This window comes from Bradyrhizobium sp. USDA 4516, assembly GCF_054055915.1.
On record NZ_JBSRXT010000001.1, the window covers coordinates 6,345,534 to 6,361,548 of the forward strand.

At 66.0% G+C, this 16,015-nt stretch carries 16 protein-coding genes; 10 read left to right on the top strand and 6 right to left on the bottom strand.

Annotated features, from left to right (window positions below):
• Position 1 precedes the first annotated feature (1 nt).
• Together ACVI1L_RS28860 and cobJ are read left to right on the top strand one after the other, a co-directional pair.
• Positions 2-733 carry a precorrin-2 C(20)-methyltransferase gene (locus ACVI1L_RS28860; protein ID WP_456784437.1) on the top strand — a complete coding sequence of 244 codons (732 nt, stop codon included), beginning with the start codon at positions 2-4 and terminating at the stop codon, positions 731-733.
• Entirely contained in the window at positions 730-1,464 is a 735-nt protein-coding gene (cobJ, locus tag ACVI1L_RS28865; protein ID WP_456784438.1) for a precorrin-3B C(17)-methyltransferase, read from the top strand. The genes ACVI1L_RS28860 and cobJ overlap by 4 nt, the downstream gene beginning before the upstream one ends.
• Here the strand turns inward: cobJ and ACVI1L_RS28870 are convergent.
• The gene (locus ACVI1L_RS28870; protein ID WP_057015897.1) at positions 1,440-2,189 is read right to left on the bottom strand and encodes a cobalt-precorrin-6A reductase; all 750 of its coding nucleotides are present in this window, start codon (positions 2,187-2,189) and stop codon (positions 1,440-1,442) included. The two genes, cobJ and ACVI1L_RS28870, sit on opposite strands and share 25 nt — an antisense overlap.
• Here ACVI1L_RS28870 and cbiE point away from each other — a divergent pair.
• Genes cbiE through cobF form a run of 6 tightly spaced genes read left to right on the top strand, consistent with a single transcriptional unit; the run spans position 2,188 to position 7,305 of the window.
• A complete protein-coding gene (cbiE, locus tag ACVI1L_RS28875) occupies positions 2,188-3,369 on the top strand; it encodes a precorrin-6y C5,15-methyltransferase (decarboxylating) subunit CbiE (RefSeq protein ID WP_456784439.1) in 1,182 nt (393 codons plus the stop codon). The two genes, ACVI1L_RS28870 and cbiE, sit on opposite strands and share 2 nt — an antisense overlap.
• Positions 3,366-3,734 carry a cobalamin biosynthesis protein gene (locus ACVI1L_RS28880; protein WP_057015941.1) on the top strand — a complete coding sequence of 123 codons (369 nt, stop codon included), beginning with the start codon at positions 3,366-3,368 and terminating at the stop codon, positions 3,732-3,734. Before cbiE ends, ACVI1L_RS28880 begins: the two co-directional genes overlap by 4 nt.
• A complete protein-coding gene (gene cobM, locus ACVI1L_RS28885; RefSeq protein ID WP_229189273.1) occupies positions 3,731-4,516 on the top strand; it encodes a precorrin-4 C(11)-methyltransferase in 786 nt (261 codons plus the stop codon). Before ACVI1L_RS28880 ends, cobM begins: the two co-directional genes overlap by 4 nt.
• A complete protein-coding gene (locus ACVI1L_RS28890) occupies positions 4,513-5,823 on the top strand; it encodes a cobyrinate a,c-diamide synthase (protein WP_456784440.1) in 1,311 nt (436 codons plus the stop codon). Before cobM ends, ACVI1L_RS28890 begins: the two co-directional genes overlap by 4 nt.
• Positions 5,820-6,548 carry a uroporphyrinogen-III C-methyltransferase gene (gene cobA / locus ACVI1L_RS28895; protein WP_229189275.1) on the top strand — a complete coding sequence of 243 codons (729 nt, stop codon included), beginning with the start codon at positions 5,820-5,822 and terminating at the stop codon, positions 6,546-6,548. The genes ACVI1L_RS28890 and cobA overlap by 4 nt, the downstream gene beginning before the upstream one ends.
• Before the next feature lie 7 nt (positions 6,549-6,555).
• A complete protein-coding gene (gene cobF / locus ACVI1L_RS28900) occupies positions 6,556-7,305 on the top strand; it encodes a precorrin-6A synthase (deacetylating) (RefSeq protein ID WP_229189276.1) in 750 nt (249 codons plus the stop codon).
• 40 nt (positions 7,306-7,345) lie between these two features.
• On the opposite strand, the gene ACVI1L_RS28905 is transcribed toward cobF, so the two are convergent.
• From ACVI1L_RS28905 to ACVI1L_RS28915, 3 genes are all read right to left on the bottom strand, one after another.
• Positions 7,346-7,537, bottom strand: coding sequence for a hypothetical protein (locus ACVI1L_RS28905; protein ID WP_456784441.1), 192 nt, complete (start codon positions 7,535-7,537; stop codon positions 7,346-7,348).
• A gap of 335 nt (positions 7,538-7,872) precedes the next feature.
• Entirely contained in the window at positions 7,873-8,379 is a 507-nt protein-coding gene (locus ACVI1L_RS28910) for a YkgB family protein (RefSeq protein WP_456784442.1), read from the bottom strand.
• Between the two features lie 37 nt (positions 8,380-8,416).
• Positions 8,417-8,953, bottom strand: coding sequence for a carboxymuconolactone decarboxylase family protein (locus tag ACVI1L_RS28915; RefSeq protein WP_456784443.1), 537 nt, complete (start codon positions 8,951-8,953; stop codon positions 8,417-8,419).
• 130 nt (positions 8,954-9,083) lie between these two features.
• Here ACVI1L_RS28915 and ACVI1L_RS28920 point away from each other — a divergent pair, with 130 nt between their 5' ends.
• The gene (locus ACVI1L_RS28920; RefSeq protein ID WP_456784444.1) at positions 9,084-10,079 is read left to right on the top strand and encodes an AraC family transcriptional regulator; all 996 of its coding nucleotides are present in this window, start codon (positions 9,084-9,086) and stop codon (positions 10,077-10,079) included.
• 53 nt (positions 10,080-10,132) lie between these two features.
• Here the strand turns inward: ACVI1L_RS28920 and ACVI1L_RS28925 are convergent, their stop codons facing one another.
• On the bottom strand, positions 10,133-11,059 hold the full coding sequence (locus ACVI1L_RS28925; RefSeq protein WP_456784445.1) for a response regulator: 927 nt from the start codon (positions 11,057-11,059) through the stop codon (positions 10,133-10,135).
• Positions 11,049-14,417 (bottom strand): hybrid sensor histidine kinase/response regulator, encoded by a 3,369-nt coding sequence (locus tag ACVI1L_RS28930; RefSeq protein WP_456784446.1) that lies wholly within the window; start codon positions 14,415-14,417, stop codon positions 11,049-11,051. Before ACVI1L_RS28930 ends, ACVI1L_RS28925 begins: the two co-directional genes overlap by 11 nt.
• 169 nt (positions 14,418-14,586) lie before the next feature.
• Between ACVI1L_RS28930 and urtA the strand changes: the two genes are divergently transcribed.
• Entirely contained in the window at positions 14,587-15,849 is a 1,263-nt protein-coding gene (gene urtA, locus ACVI1L_RS28935; RefSeq protein ID WP_092079983.1) for an urea ABC transporter substrate-binding protein, read from the top strand.
• Positions 15,850-16,015: the final 166 nt, after the last annotated feature.

Consider the following 16,015-nt stretch of genomic DNA (forward strand, 5'->3'; position numbering starts at 1 on the left):
GATGGGACGTATCATCTGCTGCGGCCTCGGCCCAGGCGATCCGGACCTGATGAGCGTGCGCGCCGACCGCGTTGTGCGTGCCGCGAAGCACGTCGCCTATTTTCGCAAGAAGGGCCAGCCGGGGCAGGCTCGCCGCATTGTCGAAGGCTTGCTCGCCGCTCACGTCGACGAATATCCGATGGAATATCCGGTCACCACCGAGATCGCGTTCGACAGTCCGGACTATGCGCGGCTGCTTGCCGACTTCTATGACGAATGGGCCGAGCGCCTGGCGCGATTTGCGCGCGCGGTCGACATCGTCGTGCTCTGCGAGGGCGATCCCTATTTCTATGGTTCATTTATGCATCTGCATGCACGGCTGCAGGGGCGTGTCGAGATCGAGGTGATCGCCGGCATTCCCGGCATGGTCGGCTGCTGGAATTCGGTGGGTCAGCCGATTGCGCTGGCCGACGATATGACGACCGTTCTGATGGGGACGCTGCCGGAAGCGGAGCTCGCCGAGCGGATGCGCAGCTCCGACGCGCTGGTCGTCATGAAGACCGGTCGCAATCTTCCGAAGATTCGCCGCGCGCTGGCGTCCGCGGGGCGCCTCGATGATGCGTGGCTGGTCGAACGCGGCACCATGCCGGATCAGCGCGTCGCACGGCTTGCAGATGTCGGCGAGGCCGATTGTCCGTATTTTGCGATCGTGCTGGTGCACGGGCAGGGACGGCGAAGGGAGGCCGCGCAATGACCGGCACGCTGACCATCGCGGGGCTCGGACCGGGCGATGAGGCGCTGATCACGCCGGAGGTCGCTGCTGCGCTCGCGGCTGCGACCGACATCGTCGGCTATGCGCCCTATGTGACCCGCGTGCCGCCGCGCGCCGGGCTCACGCTGCATCCCTCGGATAATCGCGTGGAGTTGCAGCGCGCCGCTGCCGCGCTGCGGCTCGCGTCGGAAGGGGGCCACGTCGTCGTGGTTTCCTCTGGCGATCCCGGTGTGTTTGCGATGGCATCGGCCGTGTTCGAAGCGCTGGAGGACGCGCCGCAATGGCACGACCTGCCGATTCGCGTTCTGCCCGGCGTGACGGCGATGCTGGCGGCGGCGGCAAGCGCCGGCGCGCCGCTCGGTCATGATTTCTGCGCGATCAACCTCTCCGACAATCTCAAGCCATGGCCGCTGATCGAGAAGCGCCTGCGGCTTGCGGCCGAAGCGGATTTCGCGATCGCGATGTACAATCCGCGCTCGGCCAGCCGGCCGGAAGGTTTTGGGCGCGCGCTCGAGATCTTGCGCGAGGCCGGCTGTGACGAGCGGATCGTGGTGTTCGCGCGCGCCGTCAGCACGCCCGAGCAGCGGATCGAGACGGTCGAACTGCGTGACGCAAGGCCGGAGATGGCCGACATGCGGACGCTCGTGATCGTCGGCAATTCGGCGACACGGCGGGTCGGCCGCTGGGTCTACGCGCCGAGGCAGGTTCGATGACCGAGCCACTGCATCACCTCGCTCACGCTTTCCACCCGTGGCCGGTCGGGCAGCGACGGCCGTGTGATCATGATGACGGGAAGGCCGAGCACGCGGGCGGCGTCGATCTTGGCGCGCGCGCCGGTTCCGCCGGAGTTGCGGGCGACGATCCATTCGACGCGACGCGTGCGCATCATCGCGAGCTCACCCTCGAGCGTGAAGGGGCCGCGCGACACAATGACGTCGGCATCGGGCAATGGAAGCGCTTGCTCGGGCGGGTCGACGAACCGCAACGTATAGGCATGCTGCGGCCGGGCGCCGAACGGCGCGACGTGCTGGCGGCCGATCGCGAGGAACACGCTGGCGCGGCTGTCCGGCAAGGCCGCGGCTGCGGATACGACGTCCGCGACCTCGATCCAGCGATCACCGGAGGTTTTGTCCCAGGGCGCGCGTTCGAGCGTGAGCAGCGGCGTTGCGGTCTGCGCGCACGCCGCGATGGCGTTGCGGCTCATCTCGGCCGCGAAGGGATGCGTCGCATCGACCACATGCGTGATGGCTTCGCGTTGCAGATAGTCGGCAAGACCGCTGACGCCGCCGAAACCACCGCTGCGGACTGGCAATGGCTGGTCAGCTGGCGCACGGGTGCGGCCGCCATAGGAATAGACCGCGTCGATCCCCGCGCTTGCGATCGCAGCGGCGAGCAGATTGGCGTCGGCCGTTCCGCCCAGGATCAGGGCACGCATCATGGGTAATCCGTGGTTGACCATCATCGGCATCGGCGAAGATGGCCTTGCCGGCCTCTCCGATGCAAGCCGAAAGGCGCTCCGTGAAGCCGAAACAGTTTTCGGCGGCGAACGGCACCTCGCGCTCGCCGGCATCGCCGACCGTGGCCGTGCCTGGCCGGTGCCGTTCGATGCGAACATCGTGCTGAGCTGTCGCGGCCGTCCGACGGCGGTGCTCGCGTCGGGCGATCCGTTCTGGCATGGCGTCGGCGGAAGCCTTGTCGAGAAGCTGCAGGCCGGTGAGTGGGTCGCGCACTCCGCGCCGTCGACGTTCTCACTGGCGGCGGCTCGTTTGGGCTGGCGTATCGAGAATGCTGTCTGTCTCGGTCTTCATGCCGCGCCGTTCGAGCGGCTGTTGCCGCATCTAGTGCGCGATGCGCGGATCATCTGCCTGCTGCGTGACGGCAAGGCAGCTTCCGACCTTGCGCGCTGGCTGACGGAGCGTGGTTGGGGGGCGTCGGCAATATGGACGCTTGCGGCGCTTGGCGGACCGCGTGAATCCATCACGCAGCATCGCGCCGACTCGTATGCGGGTGATTCAGGCGAGAGCCTGATCGCGATCGCGCTGGAGGCGCGGGGAGCGCAGGGAATCGCACGCAGCTCGGGTCTTGCCGATGCGCTCTTTGTGCATGACGGGCAAATGACAAAGCGGCCGGTCCGCGCGCTTGCGCTGTCGGCGCTCGCGCCGCGGCCCGGTGAGCGGCTGTGGGATGTCGGCGCGGGCTCGGGCTCGATCTCGATCGAGTGGGCGCTGTGTGGAGGGATGGCGATCGCCGTCGAAGCCCGCAGCGAACGCGCCGCCAACATCCGCAGCAATGCGGCGAGCTTCGGCCTGGCGCATCGGATCACGATCATCGAAGGCGAGGCCCCCGGCGCTTTATCGGACCTCGCCGCGCCTGACGCTGTGTTCATCGGTGGCGGCCTCGACGCCGCGATGTTCGATGCGATCTGGTCGCGGATCGCGCCGGGCACGCGGCTGGTCGCACATGCGGTGACCTTGGAGACAGAGGCGCTGCTCTCCGATCTGCACCGGCGTCATGGCGGCGAGTTGATGCGCCTCGAGATCGCGCAGGCCGAGCCATTGGGCCGCTATCGCGCCTGGAAGGCCGCGCGGCCGATCGTGCAATGGAGCGCGCTCCGATGAAAGTCGCCGGTCTCGGATTCAGGCGCAATGCCAGTGTCGCGTCCTTGCGCGACGCACTCGACGCGGCAGGCGGTTCCGACAGCCTTGCGGCAATTGCAACGGTGAGTGACAAGGCCGATGCGGCGGCATTGAGGGACTTGGCGCGGGAATTGGGGCTGCCGGTCCTGAGCATTCCCGCCGGGGTCCTGGCTGAAATAAAGACTGCAACGCAATCCGAGTTCATCGAGGCGAGATTCGGAACGGGCTCGGTCGCCGAAGCTGCGGCGATCGCTGCAGCAGGGCGCGGTGCACGCCTGATCTCGATCAGGACCGCGTCACCGGACCGGATGGCCGTTGCGGCGATCGCGGAAGGAGACGGCGAATGACGGTGCATTTCATCGGCGCAGGACCCGGCGCTGCCGATTTGCTGACCCTGCGCGGGCGCGATCTCATCGCCTCGTGCCCGGTTTGTCTTTATGCCGGATCGCTGGTGCCATCGGGTGTTCTGGCGCATTGTCCGCCGGATGCGCGCATCGTCAACACCGCGCCGCTCTCGCTCGACCAAATCATCGCCGAGATCGCTGCCGCGCATGCAGAGGGCAAGGACGTCGCGCGGCTGCATTCGGGCGATCTCTCGATCTGGTCGGCGATGGGCGAGCAGCTGCGCCGGCTGCGCGCGTTGCGGATTCCGTATTCGGTCACGCCCGGGGTGCCGGCCTTCTCGGCAGCCGCGGCGGCGCTGGAGGCCGAGCTGACGCTGCCGGGCCTTGCGCAATCGGTGGTGCTGACGCGCACGCCGGGCCGGGCGAGCGCGATGCCTGATGGCGAGACGCTCGCAGCCTTTGCCGCGACCGGCGCGGTGCTGGCGATCCATCTTTCGATCCATCTGCTCGACAAGGTCATCGCCGAGCTCACGCCGCACTACGGCGCGGATTGCCCGGTTGCGATCGTCTGGCGCGCGAGCTGGCCGGACCAGCGCATCGTGCGCGGCACGCTCGCGACGCTCGATACCGCCGTCGGCCCCGAGCTCGAACGCACTGCGCTCATTCTGGTCGGCAAGACGCTCGGCGCGGACGAATTCGCCGAGAGTCGTCTCTATGCAGCTGACTACGACCGTCGCTACCGTCCGGTCGGGGCGGCGCCGCATTTTCCGGAATCATCGCAATGACCGCGGCGCTCGTCATCTCCGCGCCGGCATCCGGTGTCGGCAAGACGACGCTGACCCTGGCGTTGGCGCGCGCCTATCGCAATCGCGGCGTGAGGGTGCAATGCCTCAAGAGCGGGCCTGACTACATCGATCCCGCCTTTCACGCGGTCGCCACGGGACGCGCGTCGGTCAACATCGATAGCTGGGCGATGGCGCGCGAAGCCATCGCGCATTTGGCAGGCCGCGGCGCGGATGCCGATCTCGTGCTGGCGGAAGGCTCGATGGGACTGTTCGACGGCGTCGCCGCGCGGGGCGTCTCGGGAACCGGCGCCACCGCCGACATCGCCGAGATGATGGGGTGGCCGGTGCTGCTGGTGATCGATCCCTCTGGTCAGGCGCAGACCGCGGCGGCGGTCGCGGCGGGATTGCGCGATTTTCGCGCCGGCGTTCGGCTTGCCGGCGTCGTCCTCAATCGCGTCGCGAGCGCACGGCATGAAGCCCTGGTGCGCAGTGCCATGGAAGGCGCGGGCATCCCGGTGTTGGGATCGCTGCCGCGCCACGCCGAGATCGCCTTGCCGAAGCGTCACCTCGGCCTGGTACAGGCCGAAGAGCAGGCTCAAATCGACGGTCTGATCGACGAAGCCGCACGCTTCGTCGCCGAGCATGTCGATCTCGACGCCGTGCTGAAATCGGCCGAGGTCTGGTCGCCGCAATCCGCCGTACCCAGCCTGGACATCACGCCGCCCGGCCAGCGCATTGCGCTGGCGCGCGATACCGCATTCTCGTTCGTCTATCCGCACATGCTGGAAGCCTGGCGAGCGGCCGGCGCTGAGATCGTGACGTTCTCGCCGCTTGCGGACGAAGGCCCCGACGCGGACGCCGATGTGTGCTGGCTGCCCGGCGGCTATCCCGAACTGCATGCCGGCCGGCTTGCGGCCAACAGGCAATTTCTCGGGTGGCTCCGCGCCTTCGCCGAGACGCGGCCGGTGCATGGCGAATGCGGGGGCTACATGGTGCTGGGCGCCGCATTGACCGATGCCGACGGCGTGCGCCACGAGATGGCGGGCCTGCTCGGCCTTGAGACGAGCTATGCCAAGCGCCGCATGCATCTGGGCTACCGGCTCGCCGAGCTCGCCGCACCGATGCCCGGCCACGGCCCAGGCGCACGCCTGCGCGGCCACGAGTTTCACTATTCGACGATCATCGCGCAGCCCGACACGCCGCTCGCGGTGGTGCGTGATGCGACTGGTACGATCGTTGCGGAGACCGGATCGCGGCGCGGCTGTGCGACGGGTACATTCTTCCATCTGATTGCGGAGGACCGGTGAGCGGATTCGTTTCCTTCGTCTCGGCCGGTCCCGGCGATCCCGAACTCCTGACCATGAAGGGAGCGGCGCGGCTGCGCAAGGCCGATGTGGTGCTCTATGACGATCTTGCCTCGGGCGCGATCCTCGATCTCGCGCGCGCCGGCGCCAACCTCGTCGCGGTCGGCAAGCGCGCCGGCCGCCTGTCGGCGAAGCAGCACCATGTCAGCCGGCTGCTGGTCGATTATGCCACCGCCGGCGTGCGGGTCGTGCGGCTGAAATCCGGCGACGCCGGTATTTTTGGACGGCTCGAGGAGGAGATCGAAGCGCTGCGCGCGGCCGGCATCGGCTACGAAATCATTCCCGGTGTGACCTCGGCCTCGGTTGCCGCCGCGCAGGCCGGCATTCCGCTGACGCGCCGGCTGACCTCGCGCCGGGTCCAGTTCGTCACGGGTGCCGACGTGACGGGCGAATTGCCCGCGGATCTGAACTGGGCGGCGCTGGCCGATCCGGAAGCGACCACCGTCGTCTATATGGGGCGGCGGACCTTCCCGGCATTGGCCGCAAGGCTGATCGCGCACGGCCTCGCGCCCGACACGCCCGCACTGCTGGCGGAATCGCTCGGGCACACCGACGAGCGGCTGCTTCGCACCACGATCGCAGCGCTGGCCGAACAGCTCACGCATGCCGGCGCGGCCACGGCGGCTGCCGTTATTCTGTTCGGTGCGCTGGCGCCGGAGCGAGGGTGATGCGGCCATGTTGACGCTGTCCCTGATCGGCATCGGTTGTGGTGATCCCCGGCAGCTCACTTTCGCCGCGACCGCCGCGATCAATGCCGCCGACCTGATCCTGATCCCGCGCAAGGGGACGGCGAAGTCGGATCTCGCCGAGTTGCGTCGCACCATCTGCGCAGAAGCGTTGAGCAATGACTGCACACGCATTGCCGAGTTCGACCTGCCGGTGCGTGACGCCGGTGAGGAGGACTATCGCAAGGGTGTGGACGATTGGCACGATGCGATCGCCGCGACGTGGTCGCAGGAAATCGCGCGCCATCTCGGCGGGGAGGGACGCGTCGCCCTGCTGATCTGGGGCGATCCCTCGCTTTACGATTCGAGCCTGCGGATTGCGAGACGGCTCGATCCGTTGCCATCGATCGAGGTGATCCCGGGCATCACGTCGATCCAGGCGCTGTGCGCGGCGCATGCGCTGCCGCTCAATGAGATCGGCGAGCCGTTCCTCGTGACGACCGGCCGGCGGCTGCGCGATGGCGGCTGGCCGCCCGGCGTCGACACCATTGTTGTGATGCTCGACGGCGGCGCCGCCTTCCAGATGCTGGATCCTGCCGGGCTGCAAATCTGGTGGGGCGCCTATCTCGGCATGCCCGATCAGATCATCATGGCGGGGGAACTGGCAGAGGTGGGCCCTCGCATCGTCGCCGCGCGACGAGAGGCACGTGAGCGGCACGGCTGGATCATGGACAGCTATGTCCTGAAGCGGAGATCGTGATCCAGATTTTGCTCCGGCGGCATTCCATCCAGCGGGGCCGCTAGGTCTTCAACCCGCGAATCGAGGGCTGGATGGTCAGGCGGTAAGCGACAAGCCTGTCGCCATCGAACTGCTCGAGGGGCGTCTCGCAGACCGGGCAGCGATACTCGCCCTTGCTTCCAGATCCGGACGCCAGCTCAAGGCGTCGGAATCCGGCCCCGCAGCGCGGGCATGTGACGTCGTCCTTCTTCATCAACTCACCCCAGAACAACACCGGCGCTCCTTTTTTGCGCAGACCGCGCGGCGGAACTATGTTCATGGCCGGAGAGCTACCGGATCATTCGTGCATGGAAGCGGCGGTGCGTCGTCGAGCGGGCGACAGCGCAGCCGATCGCGCGGAGCCGATTTTCAACGCGTTATGCAAGTTCGGCAATGGGTTATGGCTCGGCTCTTAAAGAGCATGGGCCGCTGGACCGTGCAGCAATAGTGACTGCCATGTCGTTGTGTTCGAGAGAAATGCTGCGTCTGCTCAATACCACGCGCGATCGCCGGCACGCCCGAGGCCCACCGGCGATCAATCGCGATCAGCTATTGCCTGATCAGACGAACCACGTCCTGTCGCAGCAGGTAGAACGAGACGCCGAGCAGAACGACGTCCTTCATCAGGAACGGCACGTTGCCGGTCATCGCGGGGAAGCCACCGGCGGCAACGTCCCAGCCATCGGGCATGAACGGAATGATGGTGACCGTCGCGATGAAGGTGCCTGTCGAGCCGAGGGCGCCGAGCACGCCGAGCCGCTTGTCCCAGAAGCCCGCGAGCAGCAGCGAACCGAACGTCCACTCAGAGGCGCCAAGGAAGTAGCTGGCGCCGGCGTGGCCGAACGCTGGATACAGCCACCAGATCAGCGGCCCGTTGCTGATGAACGGGACCAGCCGTTCGAACTCGTACGGAAACCACTTCTGGTAACCGAAGAACAGGAACATGATCACCATCGCGGCCCGGACGACGTGATAGTCGAGATCTTCCGCGAGCAGGCCGGACCTATGAAGCGCGCGGACAAGCGGATTTTGTGTGGTGTTGGCAAGCGTGGTCATGGTCATGATCCTTTTCGCGCGACATCGCCCGGTCGCTTCACGCGACTGCCGGGAAGTCGATGTCGGTGTCGTTGATGCGGTTGAAGACGTTGGTGAAGACCGTGGTCGCAAACGCCAGGCTGATCTCGACCAGCTGTGCGTCGCTGTAGCCGGCGGACTTGATCGCGGCGAAATCCCCGTCGCTGACGGTGCCGCTCGACTGCGCGAGCTTGCGGACGAAATGCACGAGCGCATCGCGCCGGGCGTCACCGGTCGGCGCGCCGTCGCGGATCTGCTTGAGCACATCGGCATTCACGCCGGCGAGCCTGGCGAGATGCGAGTGCGCGGCGACACAATAATCGCAGCCGCTGGCAGCGCTGATCACGAGCTTGACGATCTCCAGGTCGCGCCGGGGCAGGCTGCCGCCAGTCAGGACGGCATCGGCCGCGAGGATCGATTTGAGCGCGGCCGGACCGTGGGCGGCAATCGCCGCGTAGGTGTTCGGGACGGCGCCGATCGCCTTCTTGATCTGGGCGTAGATCTGGCCGGACGGGCCGGTATCGGTTTCGAGATTGGGGGTTGAGAGACGAGCCATGGTGGCACTCCTTGTTTGGGGTGGTGAACGATTGCGGAGTGACAATAGGATCGAGATTTGAGACATTGAATGTTCATATTGCTCGTTTATATGCTCCATCGTCTCATGAACTGCTTCGGGGGGAATGGCTATGGATTGGCTGAGCCGGCTGTTCGAGATGATGCCGGTGCGCGGGCGGCTCGACCTGCGCTGCAGCTACAGCGTGCCCTGGCGTATCGAGCAGGGCCCGGGTGTAACCAGCGAGATCCCCTATCATGCGGTGCTTGCCGGCTCGGCGATCCTGGACGACGCCGCGGGCGGACGGCCGTTGCTGCTGAAGGCCGGCGACATCCTCCTGCTTCCCGGCAACCCGCGACACGTGATGCACGATGGCAGCGGGGCGACACCGCTGCCGGCGCGCAACCGGGCGGCGGAGAATTTCACGATCAGCGAAAACCTCGGATCGGACGAACGGCTTGACCTGTTGTGCGGGCACTTCGCGATTGCACCGCCACACGACCGTCTGTTGCGCGGTTATCTTCCGCCGCGCCTTGTCGTGCATGCCGGCACGCGTGCGGGAAAGGGAACGGCTGCGCAGCTCGCCGGGCTCGTGTCGCTGATGCGCAGCGAAACGGCCGACGATCATCTGGGCGGCCACGCCATGCTGAATGCGCTGTCCACGGCAATGTTCGCGCTTGTGCTGCGGCTTGCCAGCGAGACCGATGCAACGTCACGGGGACTTCTCGCCCTGGTCGGCGATCCCAGGCTCGCACCGGCCGTGGCCGCCATGTTCAAGGAGCCCGCGCGCGCGTGGTCGCTGCCGGAGCTCGCACGGCTTTGCAACATGTCGCGCGCGACGCTGGCGCGGCAGTTCCAGGACAAGCTCGGGCGATCGGCCAGCGATCTGCTCACCGATATCAGGATGACACTTGCGGCGAACGAGTTGAAGGGATCATCGCTTTCGACGGGCGCCGTGGCAGAGATGGTCGGGTATCAATCGGAGGCTGCCTTTCAGCGCGCCTTCAAGAGCCACATGGGCGTGACGCCGGCGCAGTGGCGAAAGACGCAGCCGCCGGAACAGGACGTGTCGTCGGAATCTGCCGTGCCGGCTGATCGGAAAGGCAGTTCGCCGACTGTGGATGCTTAGCGTCCTCGGTGCCTCGCGTACGTTTCGGTGCGCGAGGCGCAGAGGGCGCTCGATCAAGACTTGCGATGCCTCGCGTTGACCGCGATCGCGGCGGCGGCGGTGCGGTTCTCGACGCCGAGCTTGGCGTAGATCTGCTCGAGGTGCTTGTCGACGGTACGCGGGCTGAGGCCGAGGATCTGCGCGATGTCGCGGTTGGTCTTGCCCTTGGAGAGCCAGGACAGCACCTCGCCCTCGCGGGTGGTCAGGCCGAGCTCGCTGGAGAACTCGGCTGGCATGTCGCCGCTGGTGTCCTTGGCGAGCCGCAGCAGGAATTCGTTGGGCCCGAGCTTGCCCATATATTGCAGCCGAAGCTGTTCGTTGCCGGGGAACGACGCCACGGTCGCTGTCTTCTTTCCCGTGACGCCCTTCTGCGCCTGCTCGAGCCATTGCGGCATCGGGTCCGGCAGCGCGAAATTGTCGGCGGCGTCGGCGAGCGTATCCGACAGCAGCCGCTGTGCCTGCGGCGTCGCCCACAGCAGCGCGCCGGCGCTGTTCACGGCGAGCAGATAGCGGCCGGAGACGTCGAGCGCCGCGCGGGCGCTTTGCGTCATCCGCGCATTGGCGAGATGGACCCGGATGCGCGCGAGCATCTCCTCGACCACGATCGGCTTCGTGACATAGTCGACCCCGCCGGCCTCCAGCCCGCGCACGATATGCTCGGTCTCGGCGAGGCCCGTCATGAAGATGATCGGCACGCCGTCGAGCCCTGCGTCGCGCTTCAGCCGCCGGCAGGTCTCGAAACCGTCCATGCCGGGCATCACGGCATCGAGCAACACGATATCGGGCGTGATCTGTTCGACGATGCGCATCGCCGAGGCGCCGTCGAGCGCGACCATCACGGTCATGCCAGCGCCGTCGAGCGCATCGGTCAAGAGACGCAACGTCTCGGGTGAGTCGTCGACGACGAGCGCGACGTCGCGCTTCTTCTGTTCAATGGTCATAGCTGTGCAATGTCTTCAACGTCGCCATATATTCATCGAGATCGAACCGGTCGATCAGCGTGCGCATCTGGCCGACGAAATCGGCATGTTCGGGACACTCATTGCCGATCTCGTCGAGCTTGAGCTGGATCGCCCTGACATAGCCGAGCTGGCCGAGGCTGATCAGCTCTTCGACATATTTCACCGGCGGCCGCGAACCGTTCTCGGGCTTCCATTGCGGAGGCGGGGCCGGCTCGGCCTCATACTGCCACTCGATCTTGAGCAACTGGCGGATGGTCTCGAGCAGCCGCGGGATGTCGATCGGCTTCATCAGGTAGCCGTCATGGAATGGCTGCGCCAGCGGCGCGCCATGAGCCTCCAGCGCGCTGGCCGAGATCATCAGGATCCGCGCCTGGTGATGGCCTTCGGAGCGCAGGGTTTCGGCGACCGTCCAGCCGTCCATGCCCGCCATCGAGATGTCGAGCAGAAATAAGTCCGGCCGGCAATGCTGTGCGAGGGCAAGGCAGCCCGGTCCGTCCGGCGCGCTGAGCAGGATGAAGCCGAGCGGCGTCAGGATCTCGCGCAACAGGTCGCGGTGGATCGGGTCGTCGTCGGTGATCAGGATGGTCTTGCGCGGACCGTGATAGCCGTACACGGGAGCATCGACCGGTGCATCGCGCCGCGGATTGGTGACCTCCGACAGCAGCAGCTTGACGCGGAAGGTGCTGCCGGTGCCGACCGTGCTCAGGACCTTGATGTCGCCGCCCATCACGCCCGCGAGCAGGCGGCTGATGGTCAGGCCAAGCCCGGTGCCGGTCTGCGGCTGGGTGACGCCGAGCGCACCGCGCTCGAACGGCGCGAAGATCCGCTCGAGGTCGTCGGGCTGGATGCCCGGCCCGGTATCGATCACCTCGAACTCTGCGACCGGGCTGCGGTAATGCACCACGAACTGGACCTGGCCGGATTGCGTGAACTTGATCGCGTTCGACAGCAGGTTGATCAGGATCTGACGCAGCCGCTTCTCGTCGGCATAGACCACGACGGGCAGCACGGCAGGCCGTTTGAACACGAAGTCGATGCCTTTCGCTGCGGCTTGCAGGCGGAACATGCCGACCAGCTGCTCGAGGAAATCGTTCAGCCGCACTTCGTCGCGCGACAGGTAGAGCCGGCCGGCCTCGATCTTGGAGATATCGAGGATGCCGTCGATCAGCCCAGACAGATGATCGGCGCTGCGGCGGACGACGCGCACTTGCTCGCGCGGCCGCACCTGCAGGCTATCGTCCTGCTCCAGCAATTGCGCGTAGCCGGAGATCGCATTCAGCGGCGAGCGCAGCTCGTGGCTGAGGCCCACGACGTACCGGCTCTTGGCGAGATTGGCTGACTCGGCGACTTCCTTGGCGCGCTGCAGTTCGGCATCGGTGCGCTTGTGGGCGTCGATCTCCTGGATCAGCAGCGTGGTCTGCCGGCGCGTTTCCGCTTCCGCGGCACGCCGGCTTTGTTGCGCCAGCACGAACAGCCAGGCGACCACGCCGATGATGAGGGTCAGCGCAAAGAACACCTTCCAGAGCACGTCGGCCAGCAATTCATTGGCATGCACGGCCGCCGTGGTCTGCAGGTAGATCAGGCCGAGCACCAGCGCCACGAGGCCGGCTGAGACGGCGAACACGCCGAGGTAATGCCCGAGCTGTGAATTGATGCGGGCGTAGATCGGCTGCGGCATCACCTTGCCCAGCGCGTCCGAGACCTGTGCGCCGATCCGGCCATGCGGCTTGCAGAGGTCATGGCAGCGTGCGTCGAGCGAGCAGCACAGTGAGCAGATCGGGCCGGCATAGGCCGGGCAGGAGGCCATGTCCTCGGGCTCGAACGCATGCTCGCAGATACAGCACTGGATCGATTCAATGTTCTGCCAGCTCCGCTTCGGCTTGCGGGCGATGTAGTACTTGCCGTCGGTGGCCCAGGCGATCAGGGGAGCCGTGACGAACGCGACCGCAAGCGCAACGAAGGCCGACAGCGCCTTCGCGGTCGGGCCGAACAGGCCATAGAACGCGCTGATCGAGACCACGGTGGCGATCGTCATCGCGCCGACGCCGACCGGATTGATATCGCAGAGATGGGCGCGCTTGAACTCGATGTGCTGCGGCCGCAGGCCGAGCGGCTTGTTGACGACGAGATCGGCCACCAGCGCGCCGACCCAGGCGATCGCGACGTTCGAGTAGAGCGCGAGCGTCTGCTCCAGCGCCTTGTAGACGCCGATCTCCATCAGCAGCAGCGCGACGACGACATTGAACACCAGCCACACCACGCGGCCGGGATGCGAGTGGGTGAGGCGGGAGAAGAAGTTCGACCAGGCGATCGAGCCGGCATAGGCGTTGGTGACGTTGATCTTGACCTGCGACAGGATCACAAATGTCCCGGTCAGCGCCATTGCCAGATCCGGCTGCGACAGCACGTAGCGGAAGGCTTCGAGATACATGTTGGCCGGCTCGGCCGCGTGCTCGGCCGAGACGCCGTGGCTGAGCGCGAAGAAGGCCAGGAACGAACCGGCCAGCAGCTTGAGCGCGCCGAGCACGATCCAGCCGGGACCGGCGCTCAGCAGCGCGATCCACCAGGCCTTGCGCGAGGTGCGGCGGTCGCGCGGCAGAAAGCGCAGGAAGTCGACCTGCTCGCCGATCTGCGCCACCAGCGCGAACACGACGGAGGCGGCGGTGCCGAACAGCAGCAGGTCGAGAGTCCCTGCGGGATCGCCGTGATCGCCGGCGAATTTGCGCCACTCGGTGAAGGAATGCGGATTGGCCCAGGCGATCGCCGCGAACGGCATGATGTGGAGGATGATCCACAGCGGCTGGGTCCAGAGCTGGAAGCGGCTGATCAGCGTGATGCCGTAGATGACCAGCGGAATGATCACGACTGCGCTGATCAAATAGCCGATCGGTCGCGGGATGCCGAAGCACATGTCGAGCGCGCTGGCCAGGATCACCGCCTCGATCGCGAAGAAAATGAAGGTGAAGGAGGCGTAGATCAGCGAGGTGATGGTCGAGCCGATATAGCCGAAGCCGGCGCCGCGGGTCAGCAGGTCGATGTCGATGCCGCTTTTCGCGGCATGGTAGGCGATCGGCAGTCCGCAGAGGAAGATGATGACGCTGACGACCAGGATCGCGGCGGAGGCGTTCATCGCGCCATAGTTCAGGGTGATGGTGCCGCCGATCGCCTCCAGCGCGAGGAAGGAGATCGCGCCGAGCGCGGTGTTGGCGACGCGGGCGGCGGACCAGCGCCGCGCGCTCTTGGCGGTGAAGCGCAGCGCGTAGTCTTCCAGCGTCTGGTTGGCGACCCATTGATTGTACTGGCGCCTGACGCGGTCTATCCGCTGCCGCCCTGCCACTCGTTTGAACTCCTGGTCCACAATGCGCTGATCGCGGGCAAATCCCGTACCAAAAACCTACGTCGCTATTTTGCGGTGCAGTATACGCGATCTCACGTATCAGTGCGCTGCACAAAAGTGAGCAATCCTCGCCTGATCAATAAGCGTTCTCGAACCAGATGGGGTGCTCATGTCAGACGAACCAAAACCAGGCCTGAAGTCTCCGCTCCGACGCAAGCTCTTGATGGGAATGGCGGCATTGCCGGCCGTTTCGATGCTGGGCCGTCCGGCATTTGCCGACGTTCCTGCAACCTCTGCGGTCAATACCACGGGTCTTGCAGTCACCGATAGCGAAGTCACGGTCGGCATCCTGCATTCCGTCACCGGCACCATGGCGATCTCCGAGACCGGGTCGGTCGAGGCCGAGAAGCTCGCGATCGAGCAGATCAATGCCGCCGGCGGCGTGCTCGGCCGCAAGATCAAGTTCATCCAGGAGGACGGCGCCAGCGACTGGCCGACCTTCGCGGAAAAGGCCAAGAAGCTGCTGGTCAACGACAAATGCGCGGCCGTGATGGGCTGCTGGACCTCGGCCTCGCGCAAGGCGGTGCTGCCGGTGTTCGAGCAGTACAACGGCATGCTGTACTACCCGACCTTCTATGAAGGCCTCGAGCAGTCCAAGAACGTGATCTACACCGGGCAGGAGGCGACCCAGCAGATCATCGCCGGACTCGACTGGGTCAACAAGACCAAGGGCGCCAAGAGCTTCTACCTGCTCGGCTCGGACTACATCTGGCCGCGCACCTCGAACAAGATCGCGCGCAAGCACATCGAGAACCATCTGCAGGGCTGCAAGGTGGTCGGCGAGGAATACTTCCCGCTCGGCTCGACCCAGTTCAACTCGGTCATCAACAAGATCAAGCTGACCAAGCCGGACGTGATCTACGCGATCATTGTCGGCGGCTCCAACGTCGCATTCTACAAGCAGCTCAAGGCGGCCGGCATCGACCTGTCCAAGCAGACGCTGCTCACGATCTCGGTCACCGAGGACGAGATCGACGGTATCGGCGGCGAGAACATCGCCGGCGCCTATGCCTGCATGAAGTACTTCCAGTCGCTCGACAACCCGAACAACAAGGCCTTCGTGCCCGCCTTCAAGAAGATGTGGGGTGAGAAGACCGTGATCGGCGACGTCACGCAGGCCGCCTATCTCGGCCCGTGGCTGTGGAAATTGACGGTGGAGAAGGCGCAGAGCTTCGACATCGACAAGATCGCGGCGGCTTCCCCTGGCGTCGAGTTCAAGGGCGCGCCCGAAGGCTACGTCCGGATCCACGAGAACCATCACCTCTGGTCGAAGACCCGCGTCGGACGCGCCAAGGCCGATGGCCAGTATGAGCTGATCTACGAGACCGCCGATCTCGTCGAGCCGGATCCGTTCCCCAAGGGCTACCAGTGAGCCAGTAGCCCGCATGAGCGGGGCGATATGCGGGACCGTCCCGGGTATCGCCCCCGCTCACCCGGGCTACGAAGCTCCACAACGCATCGTGGCGTGGACGTCATCGTCCACGCCGCGGAACGAGCGTCGCTTGACCGGCGGCGCGTGCCCCTTGGAATGACGGAGG

What these genes read in the sequence shown, in the direction of transcription:
- ACVI1L_RS28905 (WP_456784441.1), bottom strand. Translation starts at nt 7,537, where the DNA reads ATGAAGAAGGACGACGTCACATGCCCGCGCTGCGGGGCCGGATTCCGA.
- urtA (WP_092079983.1), top strand. Translation starts at nt 14,587, where the DNA reads ATGTCAGACGAACCAAAACCAGGCCTGAAGTCTCCGCTCCGACGCAAG.
- ACVI1L_RS28880 (WP_057015941.1), top strand. Translation starts at nt 3,366, where the DNA reads ATGAAAGTCGCCGGTCTCGGATTCAGGCGCAATGCCAGTGTCGCGTCC.
- cobJ (WP_456784438.1), top strand. Translation starts at nt 730, where the DNA reads ATGACCGGCACGCTGACCATCGCGGGGCTCGGACCGGGCGATGAGGCG.
- ACVI1L_RS28920 (WP_456784444.1), top strand. Translation starts at nt 9,084, where the DNA reads ATGGATTGGCTGAGCCGGCTGTTCGAGATGATGCCGGTGCGCGGGCGG.
- ACVI1L_RS28925 (WP_456784445.1), bottom strand. Translation starts at nt 11,059, where the DNA reads ATGACCATTGAACAGAAGAAGCGCGACGTCGCGCTCGTCGTCGACGAC.
- cobF (WP_229189276.1), top strand. Translation starts at nt 6,556, where the DNA reads ATGTTGACGCTGTCCCTGATCGGCATCGGTTGTGGTGATCCCCGGCAG.
- cobM (WP_229189273.1), top strand. Translation starts at nt 3,731, where the DNA reads ATGACGGTGCATTTCATCGGCGCAGGACCCGGCGCTGCCGATTTGCTG.
- ACVI1L_RS28860 (WP_456784437.1), top strand. Translation starts at nt 2, where the DNA reads ATGGGACGTATCATCTGCTGCGGCCTCGGCCCAGGCGATCCGGACCTG.
- ACVI1L_RS28910 (WP_456784442.1), bottom strand. Translation starts at nt 8,379, where the DNA reads ATGACCACGCTTGCCAACACCACACAAAATCCGCTTGTCCGCGCGCTT.
- cbiE (WP_456784439.1), top strand. Translation starts at nt 2,188, where the DNA reads ATGGGTAATCCGTGGTTGACCATCATCGGCATCGGCGAAGATGGCCTT.
- ACVI1L_RS28915 (WP_456784443.1), bottom strand. Translation starts at nt 8,953, where the DNA reads ATGGCTCGTCTCTCAACCCCCAATCTCGAAACCGATACCGGCCCGTCC.
- ACVI1L_RS28870 (WP_057015897.1), bottom strand. Translation starts at nt 2,189, where the DNA reads ATGATGCGTGCCCTGATCCTGGGCGGAACGGCCGACGCCAATCTGCTC.
- ACVI1L_RS28890 (WP_456784440.1), top strand. Translation starts at nt 4,513, where the DNA reads ATGACCGCGGCGCTCGTCATCTCCGCGCCGGCATCCGGTGTCGGCAAG.